The 20,815-nt window shown below is 61.9% G+C and carries 17 protein-coding genes, 1 rRNA gene and 1 pseudogene (1 of these 19 only partly in view); 10 read left to right on the forward strand and 9 right to left on the reverse strand.

Features of this window, described 5'->3' with window-relative positions:
- Both ASC85_RS15285 and ASC85_RS15290 read right to left on the reverse strand, forming a co-directional pair.
- Nucleotides 1-5,489: the 5' end (the start) of a non-ribosomal peptide synthetase gene (locus ASC85_RS15285; RefSeq protein ID WP_057450167.1), read on the reverse strand. 7,153 nt of this gene lie to the left of the window's left edge; only the first 5,489 of its 12,642 coding nucleotides appear in the window; it begins with the start codon at nt 5,487-5,489; its stop codon lies off the left edge, out of view.
- A 184-nt stretch (nt 5,490-5,673) separates the two neighbouring features.
- A complete protein-coding gene (locus ASC85_RS15290) occupies nt 5,674-6,408 on the reverse strand; it encodes a thioesterase II family protein (RefSeq protein WP_057450169.1) in 735 nt (244 codons plus the stop codon).
- Between the two features lie 187 nt (nt 6,409-6,595).
- Here ASC85_RS15290 and tam point away from each other — a divergent pair, with 187 nt between their 5' ends.
- Nucleotides 6,596-7,366, forward strand: a complete 771-nt coding sequence (gene tam / locus ASC85_RS15295; protein ID WP_057450171.1) for a trans-aconitate 2-methyltransferase — start codon at nt 6,596-6,598, stop codon at nt 7,364-7,366.
- A gap of 135 nt (nt 7,367-7,501) precedes the next feature.
- On the opposite strand, the gene ASC85_RS15300 is transcribed toward tam, so the two are convergent.
- Nucleotides 7,502-7,954 carry a hypothetical protein gene (locus ASC85_RS15300; protein WP_057450172.1) on the reverse strand — a complete coding sequence of 151 codons (453 nt, stop codon included), beginning with the start codon at nt 7,952-7,954 and terminating at the stop codon, nt 7,502-7,504.
- 192 nt (nt 7,955-8,146) lie between these two features.
- Here ASC85_RS15300 and ASC85_RS15305 point away from each other — a divergent pair, with 192 nt between their 5' ends.
- The 3 genes from ASC85_RS15305 (at nt 8,147) to ASC85_RS15315 (ending at nt 12,112) form a co-directional block, all read left to right on the forward strand.
- Nucleotides 8,147-9,280 carry a cupin-like domain-containing protein gene (locus ASC85_RS15305; protein ID WP_057450174.1) on the forward strand — a complete coding sequence of 378 codons (1,134 nt, stop codon included), beginning with the start codon at nt 8,147-8,149 and terminating at the stop codon, nt 9,278-9,280.
- A gap of 215 nt (nt 9,281-9,495) precedes the next feature.
- Complete coding sequence (locus tag ASC85_RS15310; RefSeq protein ID WP_057450176.1) at nt 9,496-10,296, forward strand: SDR family oxidoreductase; 801 nt, start codon at nt 9,496-9,498, stop codon at nt 10,294-10,296.
- Nucleotides 10,289-12,112, forward strand: coding sequence for a glycoside hydrolase family 15 protein (locus ASC85_RS15315; RefSeq protein ID WP_057450179.1), 1,824 nt, complete (start codon nt 10,289-10,291; stop codon nt 12,110-12,112). The genes ASC85_RS15310 and ASC85_RS15315 overlap by 8 nt, the downstream gene beginning before the upstream one ends.
- A gap of 180 nt (nt 12,113-12,292) precedes the next feature.
- Here the strand turns inward: ASC85_RS15315 and ASC85_RS15320 are convergent, their stop codons facing one another.
- Nucleotides 12,293-12,658 carry a DUF6124 family protein gene (locus tag ASC85_RS15320; protein ID WP_057450180.1) on the reverse strand — a complete coding sequence of 122 codons (366 nt, stop codon included), beginning with the start codon at nt 12,656-12,658 and terminating at the stop codon, nt 12,293-12,295.
- A gap of 606 nt (nt 12,659-13,264) precedes the next feature.
- Here ASC85_RS15320 and ASC85_RS15325 point away from each other — a divergent pair.
- Both ASC85_RS15325 and ASC85_RS15330 read left to right on the forward strand, forming a co-directional pair.
- Nucleotides 13,265-13,642, forward strand: coding sequence for a hypothetical protein (locus ASC85_RS15325; protein ID WP_057450182.1), 378 nt, complete (start codon nt 13,265-13,267; stop codon nt 13,640-13,642).
- A gap of 28 nt (nt 13,643-13,670) precedes the next feature.
- Nucleotides 13,671-14,573, forward strand: a complete 903-nt coding sequence (locus ASC85_RS15330) for an alpha/beta fold hydrolase (RefSeq protein ID WP_057450197.1) — start codon at nt 13,671-13,673, stop codon at nt 14,571-14,573.
- On the opposite strand, the gene ASC85_RS15335 is transcribed toward ASC85_RS15330, so the two are convergent.
- Nucleotides 14,542-15,534: a GlxA family transcriptional regulator gene (locus ASC85_RS15335; protein WP_057450184.1), complete on the reverse strand. Its 993-nt coding sequence runs from the start codon at nt 15,532-15,534 to the stop codon at nt 14,542-14,544. The genes ASC85_RS15330 and ASC85_RS15335 overlap by 32 nt on opposite strands.
- A gap of 99 nt (nt 15,535-15,633) precedes the next feature.
- Here ASC85_RS15335 and inhA point away from each other — a divergent pair, with 99 nt between their 5' ends.
- A complete protein-coding gene (inhA, locus tag ASC85_RS15340) occupies nt 15,634-16,320 on the forward strand; it encodes an isonitrile hydratase (RefSeq protein ID WP_018609416.1) in 687 nt (228 codons plus the stop codon).
- 144 nt (nt 16,321-16,464) lie between these two features.
- Here the strand turns inward: inhA and ASC85_RS15345 are convergent, their stop codons facing one another.
- On the reverse strand, nt 16,465-16,722 hold the full coding sequence (locus ASC85_RS15345) for an Atu4866 domain-containing protein (protein ID WP_014337384.1): 258 nt from the start codon (nt 16,720-16,722) through the stop codon (nt 16,465-16,467).
- Between the two features lie 29 nt (nt 16,723-16,751).
- The gene (locus ASC85_RS15350) at nt 16,752-17,489 is read right to left on the reverse strand and encodes an SDR family oxidoreductase (protein WP_057450186.1); all 738 of its coding nucleotides are present in this window, start codon (nt 17,487-17,489) and stop codon (nt 16,752-16,754) included.
- A 201-nt stretch (nt 17,490-17,690) separates the two neighbouring features.
- On the opposite strand from ASC85_RS15350, the gene ASC85_RS15355 reads away from it, so the two are divergent.
- Nucleotides 17,691-18,638: an AraC family transcriptional regulator gene (locus tag ASC85_RS15355; protein WP_057450188.1), complete on the forward strand. Its 948-nt coding sequence runs from the start codon at nt 17,691-17,693 to the stop codon at nt 18,636-18,638.
- 160 nt (nt 18,639-18,798) lie between these two features.
- Nucleotides 18,799-19,089, forward strand: a pseudogene (locus tag ASC85_RS15360) (hypothetical protein); the annotation flags it as partial.
- A gap of 482 nt (nt 19,090-19,571) precedes the next feature.
- On the opposite strand, the gene ASC85_RS15365 reads toward ASC85_RS15360, so the two are convergent.
- Nucleotides 19,572-20,030: an SRPBCC family protein gene (locus ASC85_RS15365; protein WP_003204010.1), complete on the reverse strand. Its 459-nt coding sequence runs from the start codon at nt 20,028-20,030 to the stop codon at nt 19,572-19,574.
- A 142-nt stretch (nt 20,031-20,172) separates the two neighbouring features.
- On the opposite strand from ASC85_RS15365, the gene ASC85_RS15370 reads away from it, so the two are divergent.
- Nucleotides 20,173-20,574, forward strand: coding sequence for a lysozyme inhibitor LprI family protein (locus tag ASC85_RS15370; RefSeq protein ID WP_057450192.1), 402 nt, complete (start codon nt 20,173-20,175; stop codon nt 20,572-20,574).
- Nucleotides 20,575-20,693: 119 nt separating this feature from the next.
- On the opposite strand, the gene rrf is transcribed toward ASC85_RS15370, so the two are convergent.
- A 5S ribosomal RNA gene (gene rrf / locus ASC85_RS15375) occupies nt 20,694-20,809 on the reverse strand.
- Nucleotides 20,810-20,815 lie beyond the last annotated feature (6 nt).

A 20,815-nucleotide genomic window follows, 5' to 3' on the forward strand; every position in this document is an offset into this window, starting at 1 on the left:
TGCACCAGGGTGTTGACGGTGACTTTCTGCTGGCGGGCGAACGCGTTGAGACGGCCAGTGCCCGGCGCGTCCAGGCAGTAATGCCTGAGCGCATGACCGCTTTCGCTGCGCATCTCGCCACTCGCCGCAGCGGCGTTCGCCAGTACAGTCGGCTCCTGGAGATCGGCCAGTTGCTCCCGCCAGAACGCTTCGCTGAGCGCGGCGTCCTGGCGCTGCAACCACTGGATGTAATCGGCATAGCGGCTGACCGGGCGCGGCGGCTGTTGACCGGCATAGCGTTGCAGGACTTCGCCGAGCATCTGCGCGCTGCTCCAGCCATCCATCAGGATATGGTGGTTGGTGAAGATCAGATGATGACGCTCATCGCTCAGTTGAATCAGCGTGACCCGCAGCAGCCCGGCCTGGGTCAGGTCGAAACCCGTGGCCAGGTCAGCGGCAATGAAATCCTTGAGGGCCAGGGCGACGTCATGGCGCTCGCGCCAATCGAGCACGGTGTAGGGCAGCGTCAGACGACGGTGGATGACCTGCAACTGTTGCTGCAACTCGCCCTGCCAGATAAAACCGCTGCGCAGGATCTCATGGGCGTCCAGGGTCGCCTGCCACGCCGCGCGGAAACGCTCGGGGTCCAGGCCATCGACATCCACGCACAATTGGTTGATGTAGGTGCCGGTGCCCTGTTCGTACAGGGTGTGAAACAGCATGCCTTGTTGCATTGGCGACAGTGGATAAATGTCTTCGATGGCGGCAGCCGGCACGGGGATCGCGTCCAACTGCGCCTGGGTGATGCGCGCCAGCGGGAAGTCCGACGGCGTGGTGCCCATGGCATCGGCCGAGCAGCAATGGCCGATCAGCGCTTCCAGTTCGCGGGCATAGTCATCGGCCAGACGGGCAATGGTCGCCTCTTGGAATTGCTCATGGCTGAACGTCCAACGCAAATCGAGCTCGCCGTCGTAGACCTGGCCCTCGACACTCAGCCAGTTGTCCAGGGGTGCATCAAGGCTCTGCTCGCGCCCGGCGCTTTCGCCGGCCGGGCTGAACAGCGCCCCCTCCCGGGCATCGAAACTGCCGTCGAACTGGCCGAGGTAATTGAAGGTGATGCACGGCAATGGCAAGGCCTTGAGACAGGCTTGTGCCGCTTCGTCACCCAGGTAGCGCAGCACACCGAAACCGATGCCCTTGTTCGGGATCGCCCGCAGTTGCTCCTTGATCTGCTTGATCGCGGCGCCCACGCCATCGGCCGGGGTCAGCCGCACGGGGAACAGGCTGGTAAACCAGCCGACCGTACGGGTCAGGTCGACGTCTTTGAACAACTCTTCACGGCCATGGCCTTCGAGCTGGATCAACGTGTCGGCATGGCCGGTCCAGCGACAGATCACCCGTGCCAGGGCGGTCAGCAGCAGGTCGTTGACCTGGGTGCGATACGCCGCGGGAGCCTGTTGCAGCAGCTGTTGAGTGAGGGTTTTGTCGAGACGGCTGTGCAGCACTTTGGCGTAACGGCTTTGCCGGCTGCCTTGGGGATTATCCCACGGCAGATCCACTCCCGCGCCTTGCAGCTGTTGCTGCCAGAACGTCAGTTCGGCCTGAACGTTTTCAGTGCTGGCGTAGGCCTGCAGATGTTCGCCCCAGGCCTTGTAGGCGCTGGTCTTGGCCGGCAGCTTGATGGCGGCGCCGACGCAGGCCTGTTGATAAGCCCGTTGCAGATCTTCCAGCAGGATGCGCCACGACACACCGTCCACGGCCAGGTGGTGCACGGCCAATAACAGGCGCTGGCTGCCATCGGCCACGCTCGCCAGCACCGCACGCAGCAGCGGGCCATTGTGCAGGTCGAGGCTGCACTGAGCCTTGGCACACAGGTCTTGCAGCTCAGCGGCGCTCAGGTTGTCCGCTGTCCACAACCACTCAGGGTCGACCACCATCGGCGCCACCTCGGCCCGCCAGCCTGCCGGGGTTTCGACGAAGCGCGAACGCAAGGCATCGTGATGCGCCAACACGGCGTTGAGGGCCTGCAGCAGCGCCGGTGCCTGCAACGGTAGATGGCTGCGCAACAAAACGGCCTGGTTCCAGTGGTGACGCTGGGCAATGGCTTCCTCGAAAAACACCTGTTGGATGGGCAGCAACGGCTGTTCGCCGCTGACTGGCCCCTGATCGATCTGCAGCCCGCTGCCGCCCTGTTGCGCGACGCTCGCCAGGCCTTGCACGGTTTGATGCTGGAACAGGTCACGGGGGGTGAAATGGATCCCGGCCTGCCGCGAGCGGCTGACCACCTGGATCGAGATGATCGAGTCGCCGCCCAGCTCGAAAAAGTTGTCGGTCAAGCCAACCTGTTCAAGCTTGAGCACGTCCTGCCAGATGGCCGCGATGCCTCGCTCCAGTTCGCTGCGGGGGGCGATATAGGCCTGCTGCAACTGGCTGGCATCCGCTGACGGCAAGGCCTTGCGGTCGAGCTTACCGTTGGGGCTCAGCGGCAATTGCGCAAGGAACACCAGTTGGGTCGGCACCATGTAATCCGGCAGAAGCTCCTTGAGTTGCGCCTTGAGGGTTTCCCGCGCAGCGCCCTGTTCATCAGCCGAGGCCGACACCAGCGAAGTGTCGTTGGGCACCACATAACCCACCAGTTGCAAGCTGCTGCCACCCTGCACCGCCAGTACGACGGCTTCACTGACCGCCGCAAGTTCCAACAGGCGTGCTTCGACCTCGCCCAGCTCGATGCGCAAGCCGCGGATCTTCACTTGATGGTCAACGCGGCCCACGTATTCGATTTCGCCCAAGGCATTGAAGCGCGCCAAGTCGCCGGTGCGATACAGGCGCGCACCGCTGGTGGAAAACGGATCGGGGATGAAACGTTCGGCGGTCAAGGCCGGGCGCTGAAAGTAACCACGCGCCAGCAGCTCGCCGCCAATCAGCAGCTCGCCGGTCACTCCCACCGGCGTGGGCGCCAGGTGTGCATCGAGCAGATAGGTATGCCGGCCTGGAAGCGGTTGACCAATGGGCAAGGTCAGCGGCAGCGGCCGGCGATTGAAGACGTAATCGCTGCAATCGAGGGTGGTGGCCGTGACCGTGGCTTCGGTCGGGCCGTAGGTGTTGAGCAGCTTGACCTGCTCCAGCCCGGCCCGGCGCCAGGCCTGCACGCCTTCGGGCGGCATGGCTTCACCACCGCTGTGCACCTGGCGCAGCGCCGCATAGTCTCGCGGCCCGACAGCGGCGAACTCCTTGGCGATCATGTTCCAGTAAGCGGTGGTCAAGTCCATGACCGTGATGCCCTGCTCGACGATCTGGCGGTACAGGGTTTCGCTGTCCCATACCTCGTTGCCGCGCAGCACTACCGAGGCGCCACAGGTCAGTGGGCCGAACAGTTGCTCACCAAAGGCATCGAAGTTGAATGTAGCGAATTGCAGCACACAGTCGGCGCTGCTCAAGCCGTAATAGTACTGCGAGGCGAACGCGTGCTTGCTCAGCGCGCCGTGGCTGATACCGACGCCTTTCGGGCGTCCCGTCGAGCCGGAGGTGAACATGACGTAGGCCAGGCTGTCGGCCCACACCTTGCGTTGCAGATTGCCTGGCTCAGCGCTCTCCCAGGACTCGGCCTGATCCAGGCACAGGCAACGCACGCCATCGGGCACCGGCAGTCGTTCAAGCCAATGGCTTTGGCTCAGGAGCAAACGGCTGGCGCTGTCCTCGATCATGAATCGGAGGCGATCGACCGGGTACTGGGGGTCCAACGGCACGTAGGCACCGCCGGCCTTGAGCACGGCGAGAATGGCCACCACCAGGTCCGGGCTCCGGTCGACGGCGATGCCCACCAGCACGTCAGGACCGACCCCTGCCGCGACCAACGCGCGCCCCAGGCGGTTGGCGCGGGCGTTGAGCTGACCATAGCTCAATCGTTGCCCGTCGCAGACCAAAGCGATGGCGTCCGGGCTCCGCTCCGATTGCAACTCGAACAGTTCATGCACCGGGCGCTCACTCGGCCAGGTCGTGTCGTGGCGCCCCCACTCTGTCACCAACTGCAGATATTCGTCCGGCGCCAACAACGCAAGCTCACCGACGCGCTGCTGCGGGTCGCTGACGATGTTGCGCAATAGAAGCGCCCAGTGCCGAGCCATGCGCTCGATGGTGTCGGGGTTGAACAAGTCACTGGCGTAGGTGAACGCCGCGTGCAAGTGCCCGCCCTTTTCGTAGGTGTCCAGGCTCAAGTCGAACTGGGTACTGCGGGTTTCCCACTCGATGACGCCCAACTCCAGACCGCTGCCGACTTTCAGCGTGGTGACATCGGCCACTTCCGGCTGGTGGTTGTACATCACTTGGAACAACGGGTTGTAGCTCAGGCTGCGTTCAAGTTTCAGCGCCTCGACCAGCCGCTCGAAGGGCAGATCCTGGTGGGCCTGGGCACCGAGGGCCGTTTCCTTGATGTCACGCAACAGGTCGTCGAGGCGGGTCTGGCCGTCCAGTTGCACCCGCAATACTTGGGTATTGACGAAGAAACCAATCAGCCCTTCGATTTCCCGGCGGTTGCGGTTGGCGATCGGCACGCCAACCCGCAAGTCTTCTTGTCCGGTGTAGCGGTGCAGCAGGATATTGAAAGCCCCCAGCAGCAGCATGAACAAGGTGACCCCATGCTGGCGGGCAACGCCGCGCAGTTGCTCGACCAGCGCGGCGTCCACCACGTGTTCCAGGCGACGACCGCGATAGCTCGGCAACACCGGGCGTGGATAGTCGATCGGCAGCTCCAGCACCGGATGCTCATCGCCCAGCTGCGCTTGCCAGTATTCGAGTTGACGCTGCAGCTCACCGGCTTCCAGCCAGCGGCGTTGCCACAGGGCGTAGTCGCTGTACTGGATCGGCAAGTCGGCCAACTGAGGTTCCACGCCCGCTTCATGGGCGTCATAGCAGCGAATGAACTCGTCGATCAGCACGTTCATCGACCAACCGTCGGAGACGATGTGGTGCAAGGTCAGCAGCAGCACGTGCTCCTGATCATCGAGCTTGAGCAGTTCGACCCGCAGCAAGGGGCCGCTGGACAGGTCGAAGGGCCGCAGTGATTGTTCCTCGGCGGCCCGGCGCACCGCCTGCTCGCGCTCGGCTGCTGGCATGGCGCTGAAATCCATGTGCTCGATCACCAGCGGCGCGTCGGTCGGCACTTGCAGGAGGCTGTCGTCGGCCTGACGCTGGAATACCGTGCGCAGGGTTTCGTGACGGGCCACCAGGCTGGCGAAGGCTTGCTCCAGCGCCGGCAGGCTCAATGCGCCCTTGAGCCGCACTGCTCCCGGCAGGTTGTAAGCACCGCTGTCCGGCTCCAGCTGCCAGAGAAACCACATGCGCTGCTGGGCATAGGACAACGCCTGGCGATCCTCGGCCTCGACGCCCCGGGGGATGGGGAAACCGCTGAACTCCACGCCCTCCTTGTCCAACGCGGCCAGGAACATCCGGCGCTTTTCCAGGGGCAACCCGATAAACCGGCGAGCAAGTTTCAAGGCGTCTTCAGCATTCATTTCTGGGGTATCCGGAATCAGTGGGCACAAGGCACAAAGGCAAGTCGTCCCTATGAAACGAATGCAAACCGGAAAAATTAGCGTTTGAGAATTTGTGTCAGAAAGAGAGATTCTGAGGACGCGGAGCGTCCGGGGCGGCATTCCCACGCAGGAGCGTGGGAACGATTGTCACGGGCTCAGTGGATCAGGCGCTGATGGCCAACCCATGCCGCCGATGATGCACGCTCAACTGATCCTTGATCAGCCGCAGCACCTTGGCTTCGTGCTCATGAATGAAGAAGTGCCCGCCCGCCAGCATGTCCACCGAGAAGCTGCCCGTGGTTTCCTGGCGCCAGCCCATCAGTTGCTCCGTGGTGGCCTTGTCGGTCGTGCCGCCGAACACGTGCACCGGGCAGTTGAGCAGCGGCCGCTGGCGCGGTTGGAAGCGTCCACACAGCAGAAAGTCGGCCCGCAGGATCGGCAAGGTCAGGGCCATCAGTTCTTCATTGGCCAATATCTCTTCGCTGGTGCCGTTGAGGGTGCGCAGTTGCTCGATCAGTTCAGCATCGGTTTTCGGCTCGGCGAAGCCGCGGTCATAGTCGGCGCGCATCGTCGGTGCCGCGGTGCCGGACGCAAACAGCGCCACCGGTTCCGGGCAGCCGAGCTCACGCAGGGCATGGCCGATCTCGCAGGCCAGCAGCGCGCCCAGGCTATGACCGAACAAGGCGTAAGGGGCCTGGAGCGTCACGGACAGCTCCCGCGCCAGTTGCATCGCCAACGGCCCCATGTCGGTGTGCAGCGGCTCGTCGAAGCGCGCCCCGCGCCCCGGCAGTTCCACCGGCTGCACGTGCAGCCATTGCGGCAACTTGCGCCGCCAGCGGCTGTAAACCATCGCGCTGGCGCCGGAATAAGGCAGGCACAGCAGGGTCAGTTGGGTCACTGCGGTTTTCTCCGATCGGTCGTGTAGGGAACATAACGAAATCGTAACCCATCGATTTAGTCAAAACCGTGACGTTCGCTACGTTGTGGGAGCAAGGCTTGCCCGCGATGAACGATAACGCGGTTCATCTTCCCACCCGACCTTATACTGGCGATACCTCGATCACTGCACCACACAGGAGAACGCCATGAGCTGGTCCGCCAAGCAATACGTCACCTTCGAACAGGAACGCACCCGTCCGTCCCGGGACCTGCTGGCCGCCATTCCTCCCACCCAGGCCGGCTCGGTGATCGACCTGGGTTGCGGCCCGGGCAATTCCACCGAGCTGCTGGTGGAACATTTCAACAGCGCCACGGTGCGCGGCCTGGACAGTTCCAGCGACATGGTCGACGCCGCACGCAAACGCCTGCCCACCGTGGCGTTCGACACCGCCGACATCGGCCAATGGGATGAACCCGGGCCGTTCGACGTGATCTTCGCCAACGCCGTGCTGCAATGGCTGCCCGACCACGCCACCCTGCTGCCCTCGCTGGTGGGCAAACTCGCCCCCGGTGGCAGCCTGGCGATCCAGATGCCCGACACCCTGCACCAGCCCTCCCACCGCCTGATGCGGGAAATCGCAGCAAGCGGGCCTTGGGCCAGCCAACTGGCCGGGGCGGCTGATTCTCGGACCGAGGTGGAGGACGCCAACACCTATTACGCGATCCTCAAGCCCCACTGCAGCCGCGTCGATGTGTGGCGCACCACCTACCATCACCCCTTGGCCGGTGGCGCCGCAGGTGTGGTGGAGTGGTTCAAGGGCAGCGGTCTGCGGCCGTTTCTCGACCCGCTGGATGAGGCACAACGCGAGCAGTATCTGGCGCAGTACCTCAAGGCGATCGAACAGGCGTATCCATCCCTGGACGATGGTTCGGTCCTGCTTCCATTTCCAAGGGTATTCATCGTCGCGACACGCTAGGGCGATGGTCGGATGGCGAGAGCAAAAGCTCCAGATCGTACTGTTCGAAACCAAGTAGAAAGCAAAAAAAAGAACTGGAAACTGTGTAAGGCAGTTTCCAACTCCAAGCTCAAGTAAGCATGGCGCGCAGGTAGGTTAAATCTCCTGAATATGAATATTATCGACATCAACGACTGAATCGCCGAAATCAATCAGTGCCTGGCTGATCCAGATAGCGCCTGTACTCCACCCTTCGCCCGTGAAGGTGAATGAGAACTTATATGTCTCCCAGTGAGAAGTCACTTTAAAAGTGTCATTCCCTTCCATTACAGCGCCATAGACGATAACAGCCAGATGCGCCCCCCCATAAGTCGTCGAAGATCCACGCGCCAGGATGCTGATTTCATAACTTTTACCCACCCCAAACGGCAGATTTTCATTAGCCAATCGGGGAAAGCCGTCTACGGCTGTTAGCTCGCAGTAATAGTTGTCTTTTTCCCCCTCTATGACTGAGGCATTTTTAACTAGGTCCCAACCATTGGTATGTCCACCTTTAAAATCAGTGTAGTGATCGAACTTATCGACTCCAGTTGATTTGGCACTACTCATGATTAAACATCCTCTGCGTGAATGAAGCCCTATTCAAGCAACATCCTGAAGAACCGGCCACTGTCAGACTTTACAGGTGCAGAGCCTTTCCAGACGAATGGTCAGACGAGTCGGCGGCTTACATCCGCTCCTAAATTTCTGATCCAGGCCCTCGTTACCTGCTAAGACCAAAAACCCGCAAGAGTGACCGCCGTGGACCTGCAAACCATCCTGGGCAAGCTGTTCGCCAATGCCGGCGCCGTTGGTATCGAAGGCGTCTTCCAATTCGTGTTCGGCCCGCACCAGGCGTACTGGTCCGAGGTCAAGGCCAGCAGCCGCACCCAGGCTGGCCGCCACAGCAGCCCCGACGTCACCATCGAGGTGGCGGAAAAGGACTTCCTCGGGATCATGGCGGGCCTGGCCAATGTCGAGGAACTGTTCGCCAGCGGGCGCCTGAAGATCGGCGGCAACATGGGCCTGGCGACGTTACTGCCGCAGATCATCGACCATGCCCGGCATGGCGGTGGCGTGGTGGAAAAGGTCGACATGAACAAGCGCTACCCCACCCCGTCGCGCTTCAGCGAAAAACTCACCGCCAGCCTGCCGACCCAACGCAGCGTGGAGCGTCGGCCTCGCAGCGGGCTGTCGGTGCAGGAATTCCAGGCACGGTATCTGCCCCACGGCATTCCGCTGGTCATCAGCGATGCCTTGCAGGACTGGCCATTGTTCAAGCTCAGCCGCGAAGAATCCCTGGTGCATTTTGCCGAGCTGCAGGGCATCACCCGCCACGGCGACTACGTGAAGAAGACCTTCTCCACCGAACGGGATTTCCGCTCCACGTCCATGGCCGACTTCATCGCCTCCCTCGACAGCCCGGCGACCAAGGGCGCCGACGGCGAACCTCCGGCCTACATGGGCAACAACATCCTGCCGGCGCAACTGATGGAGCAGATCAAGTACCCGCCCTACTTCGACGCCTCGCTGTTCATCCCACCGCGCATCTGGATCGGCCCCAAGGGCACCCTGACGCCGCTGCATCGCGACGACACCGACAACCTGTTCGCCCAGGTCTGGGGCCAGAAAACCTTCACCCTCGCCGCGCCTCACCACCGCGAAGCCCTGGGCACCTGGTCCACTGCGCCCCAAGGTGGGCTGGACGGCTGTGATTTCAACCCGGACGCGCCGGACTACCAACGCTTCCCCCACGCCCGCGACGTGACCTTCATGCGCGTGACATTGGAGGCTGGGGATTTGCTGTTTTTGCCGGAAGGCTGGTTTCATCAGGTGGAGTCGGTGTCTACGTCGTTGTCGGTGAATTTCTGGGTGAATTCGGGGCGGGGTTGGTAACAGCCGAACACCGCTTTCGTGGCGAGGGAGCTTGCTCCCGCTGGGCTGTGTAGGAGCTGGCGAAGCCTGCGATCTTTTGATCTTTCGCTTAAGACTCAAGTGTCTGGGAAAAGATCGCAGCCTCGCTTCGCTCGGCAGCTCCTACATCACCCAAATGAACTCTGCACGCCTCACACCAGTCAGCAGGTAAGGCCCTCAATTCAAGGTGCTAGACCATGCAGATATCCCTCGCCCGACAGGTCGCCCTGGTCACCGGCGCCAGCTCCGGCATTGGCGCAGGCGCGGCCAGGGCGTTGGCAGACGCGGGTGCCGCGGTGGTGCTCAACTACCACTCCAGCGCCGGCCCGGCCGAAGCGCTGGCCCGTGAAATCAACGCCACCGGCGGCCGCGCCATCGCCGTGGGGGCCGATGTGTCGAAGGAGCCGGACGTCGAGCGGCTGTTCGCCCAGACCCTCGAAGCGTTTGGCGCGCTGGATATCCTGGTCGCCAACTCCGGCCTGCAAAAAGACGCCGCCACCGTCGACATGACCCTGGAAGACTGGAACACCGTGATCGGCACCAACCTCACCGGCCAGTTCCTCTGCGCTCGCGCCGCCCTGCGGATTTTCACCCGCCAGGGCATTCGCCGAGGCGTGTCCCGGGCCGCAGGCAAGATCATTCACATGAGTTCGGTGCACCAACGCATTCCCTGGGCGGGCCACGCCAATTACGCCGCGTCCAAGGGCGGGGTCGATCTGCTGATGCAGAGCCTGGCCCAGGAAACCAGCCACCAACGCGTCCGCATCAACAGTATCGCCCCCGGCGCCATCCGCACGGCCATCAACCAGGACGCCACCGAGGGCGAGCAGGAACAGAAACTGCTGGAGCTGATTCCTTACGGTCGCGTCGGCGCTGTGGAGGACGTCGCCAACGCGGTGGTCTGGCTGGCCTCGGATTTGTCCGATTATGTGGTGGGCACCACGCTGTTCATCGATGGCGGGATGAGCCTTTATCCGGGGTTTCGCGACAATGGCTGATCATGACGAACCGCAAAGCCCCATCGAGAACCACGGCATCATCGGCGACATGCGCAGCGCCGCGCTGGTCAACGACCGAGGCAGTGTCGACTTTTTCTGCTGGCCGGAATTCGACAGCCCGTCGATCTTCTGTTCGCTGCTGGACACTCCGGAAGCGGGGATTTTCCAACTCGCACCAGACCTGCCGAACGCCCGCCGCCAGCAGATCTACCTTCCCGACACCAACGTGCTGCAAACCCGCTGGCTGAGCGACGGCGCCGTGGTGGAAGTCACCGACCTGCTGCCCATCGGCGACAGCGAGGATGATTTGCCGGTGCTGATGCGCAAGGTGCACATGACCGTCGGCAGCGCGACGTTTCGCATGCGCTGCGCGGTGCGGCATGACTACGCCCGGGCCGCCACCACTGCGCGCCAGGACGCTGCCCACATCTGTTTCGAGGCGCCGGGACAACCGAGCCTGCGCTTATGCTCCGATCAGCCCATGACGCTGGACGGCAATGCGGCGGTGGCCGAGTTCACCCTGGCGCAGGGCCAGAGCGCCGAATTCCTGCTGGGTGGCATCGACGACCCGCGTCTTCAGGACGATGTCAGCGCGATCTGCCTGGAACGCACCCTGGCGTTCTGGCGCGGCTGGATCGCCCAATCCACTTACCGGGGACGCTGGCGGGAAACGGTCAACCGCTCGGCCCTGGCGCTGAAGCTGCTGACCTCGCGCAAACACGGCGCCATCCTCGCCGCCGCCACCTTCGGCCTGCCGGAAACCCGCGGCGGCGAACGCAACTGGGATTACCGCTACACCTGGATCCGCGACGCCTCGTTCACCGTCTACGCGTTCATGCGCCTGGGTTTCGTCGAAGAAGCCAACGCCTACATGCGCTGGCTCCGCGGGCGGGTCAGCGACTGCTGCGATCAGCCGACCAAACTCAACATCCTCTACGGCCTGGACGGCAGGCTGGAGCTGCCGGAAACCGAGCTGCCACACCTGAGCGGCTTCGGCAATGCGCGGCCGGTGCGCATCGGCAACCTGGCCTACAAACAGGTGCAGTTGGACATTTTCGGCGAGCTGATGGACGCCGTGTACCTGGTCAACAAATACGGCGAAGCCATCTCCCATCAAGGCTGGAAACACACCGTCGATGTGGTCGACCAAGTGTGCAAGGTCTGGCAGGACAAGGATGTGGGTATCTGGGAAATGCGCGGCGACAAACAGCATTTCCTACATTCGCGGCTGATGTGCTGGGTCGCCGTGGATCGCGCCATACGCCTGGCCGAAAAACGCTCCCTACCCGCCCCGTTCGCCCGCTGGGACGAAACGCGCCAGGCCATCTACCAAGACATCTGGACGAACTTCTGGAACGACGAACACCAGCACTTCATCCAGCGCCTGGGCAGCACCGCCCTGGACGGCTCGATGCTGTTGATGCCGCTGGTGCGCTTCGTCAGCGCCTGCGACCCGCGCTGGCTCTCGACACTCGATGCCATCGAAAAAAACCTGGTGCGCGACGGCATGGTCTATCGCTACCGCAACGACGACAGCCCCATCGACGGCCTCAGCGGCATCGAAGGCTCATTCGCGGCCTGCTCGTTCTGGTACGTCGAATGCCTGGCCCGCGCCGGCCGCGTGGAAAAAGCCCAGCTGGAGTTCGAACAACTGCTGCGCTACGCCAACCCGCTGGGGCTCTACGCCGAAGAATTCGACAGCCACGGCTACCACCTGGGCAACACTCCCCAAGCCCTGACCCATCTTGCGCTGATCAGCGCGGCGAGCTTCCTGGATCGCAAGTTGAGCGGGGAGAAAACTCATTGGCAGCCGTGAGCTGGGCTTTTGTGGGAGCAAGGCTTGCCCGCGATGAAGGTGACGCGGTCATTGTGATCGTTCCCACGCTCCCGCGTGGGAATGCCGCCAGGGACGCTCCGCGTTCCGCTTTGGAGGGTGACGCAGAGCGTCACGGGATGCATTACCACGCAGAGCGTGGGAACGATCATGGTGTACTGGCTATTGTGTCGACTCAGCCAGTTCGAGGTCATCCAACGCACGGTTGGCCAGCAACTTGGCCAGCTCGATCAACTGCTGAATCCCCAACGCAACATGCCGCCGGGAACCTTCCAGATCGAACGTCAGGTCACTGACCAGCGCATCGGCCGAGGCCAGGGTTTCGCTGAGAGTGGTCAGCACGGATTCGGTGTTGAGGCCGGGGACCACGGTGAAAACCTGGCCGTCCTGGGTGTCGGGTTTGGGCGGGGTGGGCGACAAATGGATATTCAACGCCCGATCGGCGGCTTCACGGAGTTTTTTTGAATCGAGGGTGGTGTAGGCAGAGAGGTCTTCGGCGCGTGGAGGGTTGGGGGTGATCTTGACCATTGTGAAACTCCTGACTTGAAGTTGAGCTCACCCACCTCGTGACCAAACGAGGGTGGTGGGCTATACGCAGGTTGGTCAACCGGGAAGTCAGGCACCCGGCGCACTCGAAAGTGCCCCGCGCACAGCCCACCGCAAAGCATACCGACAAGCACACAAAAAAGCGCCGACATGCTGAGGTTGGCGCGTGTGCGCCTGACATTGGACGGGTGACCAAACCCGGTCGCTGATTTTGCAGCGACGAGCAAAGCCTATCCCCGCCCTTTCCTAACCGGCAACCGCCGCGACTCGTCAGAAAATTCCGGTTCGCCTATTTTTTTGTAGGAACACCGCACCACTGTGATGAGGGAATTTAACCCGCTGGACTGCACCCTGTAGGAGCTGCCGAAGGCTGCGATCTTTTGATCTTTCGCTTGAGATTCAAGTGTTAGGGGAAAGATCGCAGCCTCGTTGCACTCGACAGCTCCTACCAGCTCCTACACAGCACCTACGGCCCCATTTATCACCACGCCCCGTTTCGAGTTGCCAGCCCCCCAAACCCCTCCTAAGATCGATGCTCTCACGGGTGCAGCGGAGCTGCCCGATAAAAACCCGACTCAAGGACCTGACATGACCCATATCAAACGCCCCATCACCACCCCACCCCGAACAGGCCTGACCCGCGAAGACCTCTGGGAGAGCCAGGACCGGGGCCTGATTAAATGCTGGGAAATCGGCCGCGACCGCGCGGTGAAGTTTCCCGAACTGGCGCAACGCTGCCTGGCCGGTGAATTGCCGGTACTGGGCTGGAAAGGTGGCGTCAGCCGCAGCCTGAAGAAAAACGAAAAATTCGGCTGTCTCAAGTATCTCGCCCAATGGCAGGGCCTGCGCGGTGAAGACCTGGACATCGACCTGACCCAGGAGCGCACCCTCACCTGTTCCAGCACGAACATGATCGTGACGTTCACGCCGGATCGGGCCAAATACGTGAACCAGGAACCCGCCTGATCGCAATCGGGTAATGCCGGAGGCCAACATGAACCTCGATCCCAAGGTCAACTTCGCCGTGACGCCGCTGTTGCGCATAGCCTACGAAGAACACGGTCCCGCCAGCGGCGAACCCATCATCCTGCTGCACGGTTTTCCTTACGACCCCAGGGCTTTCGATGATGTTGCGCCCGCCTTGGCCGAGCGCGGCTACTGGGTCATCGTGCCCTACCTGCGCGGCTACGGCCCGACCCGGTTCAACAACCCGACCATCCTGCGCTCCGGCCAGCAAGCGGCGCTGGCCCAGGACCTGCTGGACCTGATGCACGCACTCTCCATCCCTCGGGCGGCGCTGTGCGGCTACGACTGGGGTGGTCGGGCGGCGTGTATCGTCGCAGCGCTGTGGCCCGAGCGCGTTCACTGCCTGGTGACCGGCGACGGCTACAACCTGCAGGATATTCCCCGTTCCACGCAGCCGCTGGACCCGGAAACCGAACATCGCCTGTGGTACCAGTACTATTTCCACACGGCGCGGGGTGTCGAGGGCTTGACCCAAAACCGACGTGAACTGTGTGAATTGCTCTGGCGCCTGTGGTCACCGACCTGGAAACGTGGCGCCGAACTGTATCCCCTCAGTGCTGCGTCGTTCGACAACCCGGACTTCGTCGACGTGGTGATCCACTCCTACCGTCATCGCTTCATGTACGCACCGGGCGACCCGACGCTGGAGTGGATGGAGGAACGGCTGGCGGCACAACCGGCCATCAGCGTGCCGAGCATTTCCCTGTGCGGTGCCGACGACGGCGTGGGGCCAGCGCAGGAACACGATGAAGACGCCGAACACTTCACAGGTTTTTACGAGCGCCGCGTGCTGGCCGGTGTCGGCCACAACATTCCCCAGGAAGCCCCCGAGGCCACGCTCAAGGCATTGCTGGATCTGCTTGAGGGCTGACGGCGAACCGCTCGCGATAGGCCTGTGGCGTCACCCCCATGGCCCGCAAAAAGCTGCGGCGCAAGGTTTCCTCACTGCCGAAGCCACATTGCACCGCCACCCGCTTGATCGACACAGCGGTGTCGGACAACAGGCGGCGAGCGGTTTCCACACGAATCAACTCCACCGCCCGCGCCGGGGTCTGGCCGGTGTCGGCGCGGTAGTGCCGCACAAAGCTGCGTTCGCTCATGCCCACCTCGGCGGCCAGGCTCGACAGGCCCAGGTCGCGGGTGAGGTTTTCGGCGATCCAGGCATGCAGGTCATCAAACCGACTGCCCTGCTTTTGCAGCGACAACGTCACGCTGAACTGCGATTGCCCACCAGGACGCTTGAGGAACACCACCAGGTGCCGGGCGACTTCCAGCGCCACCGCGCGGCCCAGGTCTTCCTCCACCAGCGCCAAGGCCAGGTCGATGCCGGCCGTGACCCCGGCCGAGGTCCAGACCGGACCGTCGTTGATGAAAATCGGGTTGGGTTCGACCTGCAACTGCGGATGCTGCTCGGCCAGTTGTTCGCAGCGGGTCCAGTGCGTCACCACGCGCCGCCCGTCCAGCCAACCGCTGGCAGCCAGCAGGAATGCCCCGGTGCACACCGACGCCACCCTTCGCGAACGCAGGCCGTGCTCCTTGACCCAGGCCACCAGCGCCGGATCCTTCGCCGCTTCGTACACGCCCCAGCCACCAGCGATCAACAGCGTGTCACTGCCTTCGCTCGGCAGCGGCTCGGCTAACAGCGCCAACCCTGCCGAGGACATCACCGCCCCGCCACCCACAGCGATGACTGTCGGCGTGTAGGGCAACGGCAAGCCTTGCTGGCGAGCCAGGTCGTTGGCCGAGGCAAACACCTGCAAGGGCCCGGTGACATCCAGCACTTGCACGTTGGCGAAGGCCAGCACATGAACGGTTTTCGATGGGTTGGGCATATTGGCGTGATTCGTGGGTTTATTGGCGTATACGCCAGAGCCTACGGATCTAAAGTAAAACCGTCCACCCCTCGGGCATCATCCAAAGGAGCACGCGACATGACGCTGCAGATCGGTTTGCTGTTATTCCCCCAAGTCCAGCAGTTGGACCTGACCGGCCCTTATGACGTACTGGCCTCGCTGCCAGACGTGAAGGTCCACCTGATCTGGAAGGACCTGGCGCCGGTCACTGCCAGCACCGGGCTGGTGTTGCTGCCCACCACCACGTTCGAAGACTGCCCGAAGCTCGACGTGATCTGCGTCCCCGGCGGGACCGGCGTCGGGCCTCTGATGGAAGACGAGCAGACGCTGGCCTTCATCAAGCGGCAGGCCGCCGAGGCGAAATACATCACGTCCGTGTGCACCGGTTCGCTGGTGCTGGGTGCGGCGGGCCTGTTGCAAGGCAAGCGCGCCACCACCCATTGGGCCTATCACAGTCTGCTGCAAACCTTGGGCGCGACACCGGTCAAGGATCGCGTGGTCCGCGATGGCAACCTGCTCACCGGTGGCGGCATCACGGCCGGGATCGATTTTGCCTTGACCCTGGCGGCCGAACTGTTCGACCAGGACACCGCCGAACTGGTCCAGCTGCAGCTCGAATACGCCCCTGCCCCGCCGTTCAACGCCGGCAGCCCGGACACCGCACCAACGCGCGTCCTGGAAGAAGCCCACCGGCGTACCGCAGAGTCGTTCCGGGTGCGCTCGCAGATCGCCCAACGTGCTGCGGCGCGGTTGGAACTGGCGTAACGCTAAGTCCCAGCCAGGCATGGCTGTGCTGTGCTGTGCTGTGGGAGCAAAGCTTGCTCGCGAAACAGGCGCCTCGATTTCTGAAAGACCGCATCGCCTCTATCGCGGGCAAGCCTTGCTCCCACACAGCCAACCTTGGGTTCATCACCCTTCCTGGCGATACAACACCATCCCCGCGTGATACAGCACACCCTCACGAAAATCCCCATCGGCGGTGAAACCGGTGTCGTCGTGGTATTCGATATGGTCGTCCTGTAACCAGTAGTCGCCCTGGTAAGCGCTTTCACGCAAACCTCGCGCTTCGTCATAGCGTCCGCCCGGCAGTAGCCGATGGCGAATCACGCCATCAGCCGTCACCCACAGACCGACAAATTTGTCCTGGTCTCCAAAGGCCTTTCTCATAGGGCATCTCCTGTCTGGTAAACCGCGGTTCAGAACGGGCTGGCGGTGGGTCGCACGATCAGTTCGCTGACGTCCACATCCGCCGGTTGTTCGATGGCGTAGGCGATCGCCCGGGCGATGGCTTCGGCGGGAATGGAGATCCTGCGGAACTCGCGCATTTCGGCACGGCCACCTTCATCGGAAATGCTCTCGGCCAGTTCCGATTCGGTCACGCCAGGGGAAATCACCGTCACGCGCACATTTCCCCCGACTTCCTGGCGCAAGCCCTCGGAAATCGCCCGCACGGCAAACTTGGTGGCGCAATACACGGCGGCAGTCGGACTGACGGCGTAGGCACCAATCGAGGCGATGTTGATGAACTGGCCGCTGCGCTGGCGCTGCATCAGCGGCAGGCCGGCGGCGATGCCGTGGAGCACGCCACGGATATTGACGTCGATCATGCGGTCCCACTCCTCGACTTTCAGCGCCTCGAGCTTGGAGAGCGGCATGACCCCGGCATTGTTGATGATCACGTCGACCCGACCGAATCGCTCGACAGCAAAGTCGATCAACTGCTGGACATCCTCGCGGCGGGTCACATCCACGGCTTTGCAGACCGCCTGCTGGCCGATGGTTTCGAGTTCTTGCACCAGTGTTTGCAAACGATCGATGCGCCGGGCGCCAAGCACGACACGGGCACCGCGAGCCGCGAGCAACCGCGCCGCTGCTTCACCAATCCCGCTGCTGGCGCCGGTGATGACCACTACTTTGTTTTGAATATCGGACATGATGGTTTCCTCATCTGGATGTGTTGCCCCGGTGGGAGCGTTTTGACAGGTCCAGATTAGGGAACCGACCTTTGCCTGGGTTAGCCGGATCCTCCTGCGCACTTGCACGATCCTGTGGCGATAAAACCGACTCTGGCCGACAGCCGCGCAATCGGCTTTACTAGCGCGGTCCACTCAATTTGGCCTGGGAGATTGATCGGCATGTCGGTATCCACCTCCATCCACATTGCGCCAGACGACGGCGTCAGCCAGCGCCGCGCCGAACTGGCGAGCCTGATGAAGCGCTTTGCGCCGGAATACGGCGTCCACCCTACGGCCATCGAGGCCTTGTACCTGATCCGTAGCGACCAGCCGACCGAAGCCCTGCACACCGTGCACAAGCCTGGTTTATGCGTGATTATCGAGGGGCGCAAGGAAGTGCGCCTGGCGGACGAATGCTACGTGTATGACCCGCTCAATTACCTGGTCGTCTCGGTGACCCTGCCGCTGGCCGGCCAGGTGATTGAAGCCAGCCCGGAGCGCCCCTACCTGTGCATCCGCCTCGACATCGACCCGGCACAGATCTGCCGCCTGATTGCCGACGCCAGCCCTATCGGCGTGCCGGCCGAAAGAACCGGACGCGGGTTGTTCCTGGACCGTATCGATACGCCATTGCTCGACGCGCTGTTGCGCTTATTGCGGCTGTTGGACAGCCCGGACGATATCGCCACCCTCGCGCCGTTGGCCCAGCAGGAGATTTTCTACCGGCTGCTGCGTGGCACCCAAGGCCAGCGCTTGCACGAAATCGCCATTCCCGACACCCAGACCCATCGCATCAGCCGTGCCATCGAGTGGCTCAATACCCATTACGCCGAGCCGTTGAGCATCGACAGCCTGGCACAAATGATCAATCTCAGCCCTTCGGCGTTGCACCACCGATTCAAAGCCGTGACCGCCATGAGCCCGCTGCAATACCAGAAACAACTGCGCTTGCAGGAAGCCCGCCGGTTACTGTTGGCGGAGAACAGCGACGTTTCGTCAATCGGCTACAAGATGGGGTATGAAAGCCCTTCGCAGTTCAGCCGTGAATACAGCCGTCTATTTGGCGCCTCCCCGAGCAAGGATATCGCTCGTTTGCGTGCCCAGGCGCTGCAAGCCAGTAGCGCCTGATCCTGCACACAAACAGGATCAGGCAAAACCAGGACAGTATCCGTCTAACGCCCGCCCCCGCCTCGCCCCTAATCTGAACCCATGCAGCAAGACAACCGTCGCCACTGCAACGGGTTCAGCAGATCACGACATCTGAACGACCCGGCACTCAACCCTTGATATGACCGGAGTCTTTACCATGAAAACGTTCAACACCTTGATCGCCGCTACCACCTTCGCCCTGAGCGCCAGTGCGTTTGCCTTGCCGAGCCAGCAGCAAGACCGTTTATTTACCCAGGCTGGCGATTACCAGCAGCCTGTGGCCGCTGATGGTGCCGACAGGACGCCTGGGGGCCAGACCCTCGCTGCCGATGGCGCGGACCGGACGCCTGGAGGCCAGACTCTCGCCGCCGATGGCGCGGACCGGACGCCGGGAGGCCAGACCTTGGCCGCCGATGGCTCCGAGCGCACCATGACCCGGCGCCTGGCATGATCAGGCCACTTTTTGACAGACGAAAAAAAACCCGCCTAGGCGGGTTTTTTGAGGACCAATTTGACTCCCTGTCCGGCATTCCATGCCTGGTCCAATCATCCATGACCCCGAGCACTCCCTGTACCCAGTGGATGAACATAGATTAGGCCCATCGGTATTTTGGAAAAAGACGAGAACGTAGCAACGGCGTGTAAGCGTTTCGCTATATGACCTTCCCGGATTTTTTACGGGCGAAAAAAAACCCGCCGAAGCGGGTTTTTCCAAGACCATTACGACTCCCTGTCGATAGCTTTCCTTGCAAGGTCGATCGTCCCTGATCCTGAGCACTTCCTGTGCTTCAGTGGATGAGTCCAGATTACGCCTCGGATCCAAAACGAAATAGACGACATAGCTACCATCTCGTGTAAGACATTCGCTATACGCTCCCCTCCGAAAACCCTTAGCCCCTCAGCAGTCCCCGATCAAGACTTGCTCAGGAAGGCTTCAATATTGGCCATCTGCTCGTCCCAGCCACGGCTGTCCATGCGAAAAGCCTTGAGCCGGCGAGCCTCGGGAATGTTGTTGAAACCCGACTCCACGACTTTGAGCAAGGTACCGCCATCCATGTCTTCGAGTTCGAATAGCACCCGGGTTTCGGACTCTTGAGAGTAATCCACCTGCGGCTCGACCGCGTAAGGATGCCAGCGAAACGAGAACACCCGCTCGGGCTCCACCCGCTCCACCGCTACGTCCCAGATGAGATGCTCGTAACCTGGATAAGTGATTTGCCCCTGGGTACGCTCCCCTGCCACAAACCGTTTCCCCTCAAGGGCGACACCGAACCATTGGCCGAACGCTTCGGCATTGGCCAGGGCTCGCCAGACATGAGAGCGCGGAGCCTTGAGCAGGATCTTTCTTTCAATGCGGTCGGATGAATGCATGGGTCACCTCCTGTGTTTCAACAGTAGGCTTGTAAGACCACAAGGCCAACCAGAAAGTTGTATCAGGATCGCCTTCTTTAAAACTGCATGGAGCGATGTAAACTCACCCGGCGTTTTTCAACCCCTCAAGGAGAGACCAAACATGTCCCCGCGCTTGCTCCTGGCCCTGATGCCGCTGCTTTTCGTCACCGTTGCTCAGGCCGACGACTGCGCCGACGCCACCACTCAAGGCGAAATGAACCAATGCGCAGCCAAAGAAAACAAGGCCGCCGACAACGAGCTGAACAGCTTGTACAAGCAGATCACGGCACGTCTGAAGGACAATCCGGAGGCCAAGCAGATGCTGGTCAAGGCGCAGCGTGCCTGGATAGGCTTCCGTGACGCCGAATGCAATTTCTCCGCCTCCGGGGTCAAGGGCGGTAGCGTCTATCCGCTGATCTACAGCAACTGCATCACCGCCCAGACTAAAGCCCGGGTCGAGGCACTCAAGACCTATCTCAAGTGCAAGGAAGGGGATCTGAGCTGCCCGGTACCCGAGGCTTAAGGGCCGGATGCAAAAAAGGATGACCTCTACAGGTCATCCTTTTTTTTGGCCAACGCTTTCTATTGCAGGAAAAAACAAAACCCCTACCTGCATCAGCAGATAGGGGTTTCGGAATTTAATCTTGACGATGACCTACTCTCACATGGGGAAACCCCACACTACCATCGGCGATGCATCGTTTCACTGCTGAGTTCGGGATGGGATCAGGTGGTTCCAATGCTCTATGGTCGTCAAGAAATTC

This window comes from Pseudomonas sp. Root401 (assembly GCF_001425105.1).
Classification (GTDB): domain Bacteria; phylum Pseudomonadota; class Gammaproteobacteria; order Pseudomonadales; family Pseudomonadaceae; genus Aquipseudomonas; species Aquipseudomonas brassicacearum.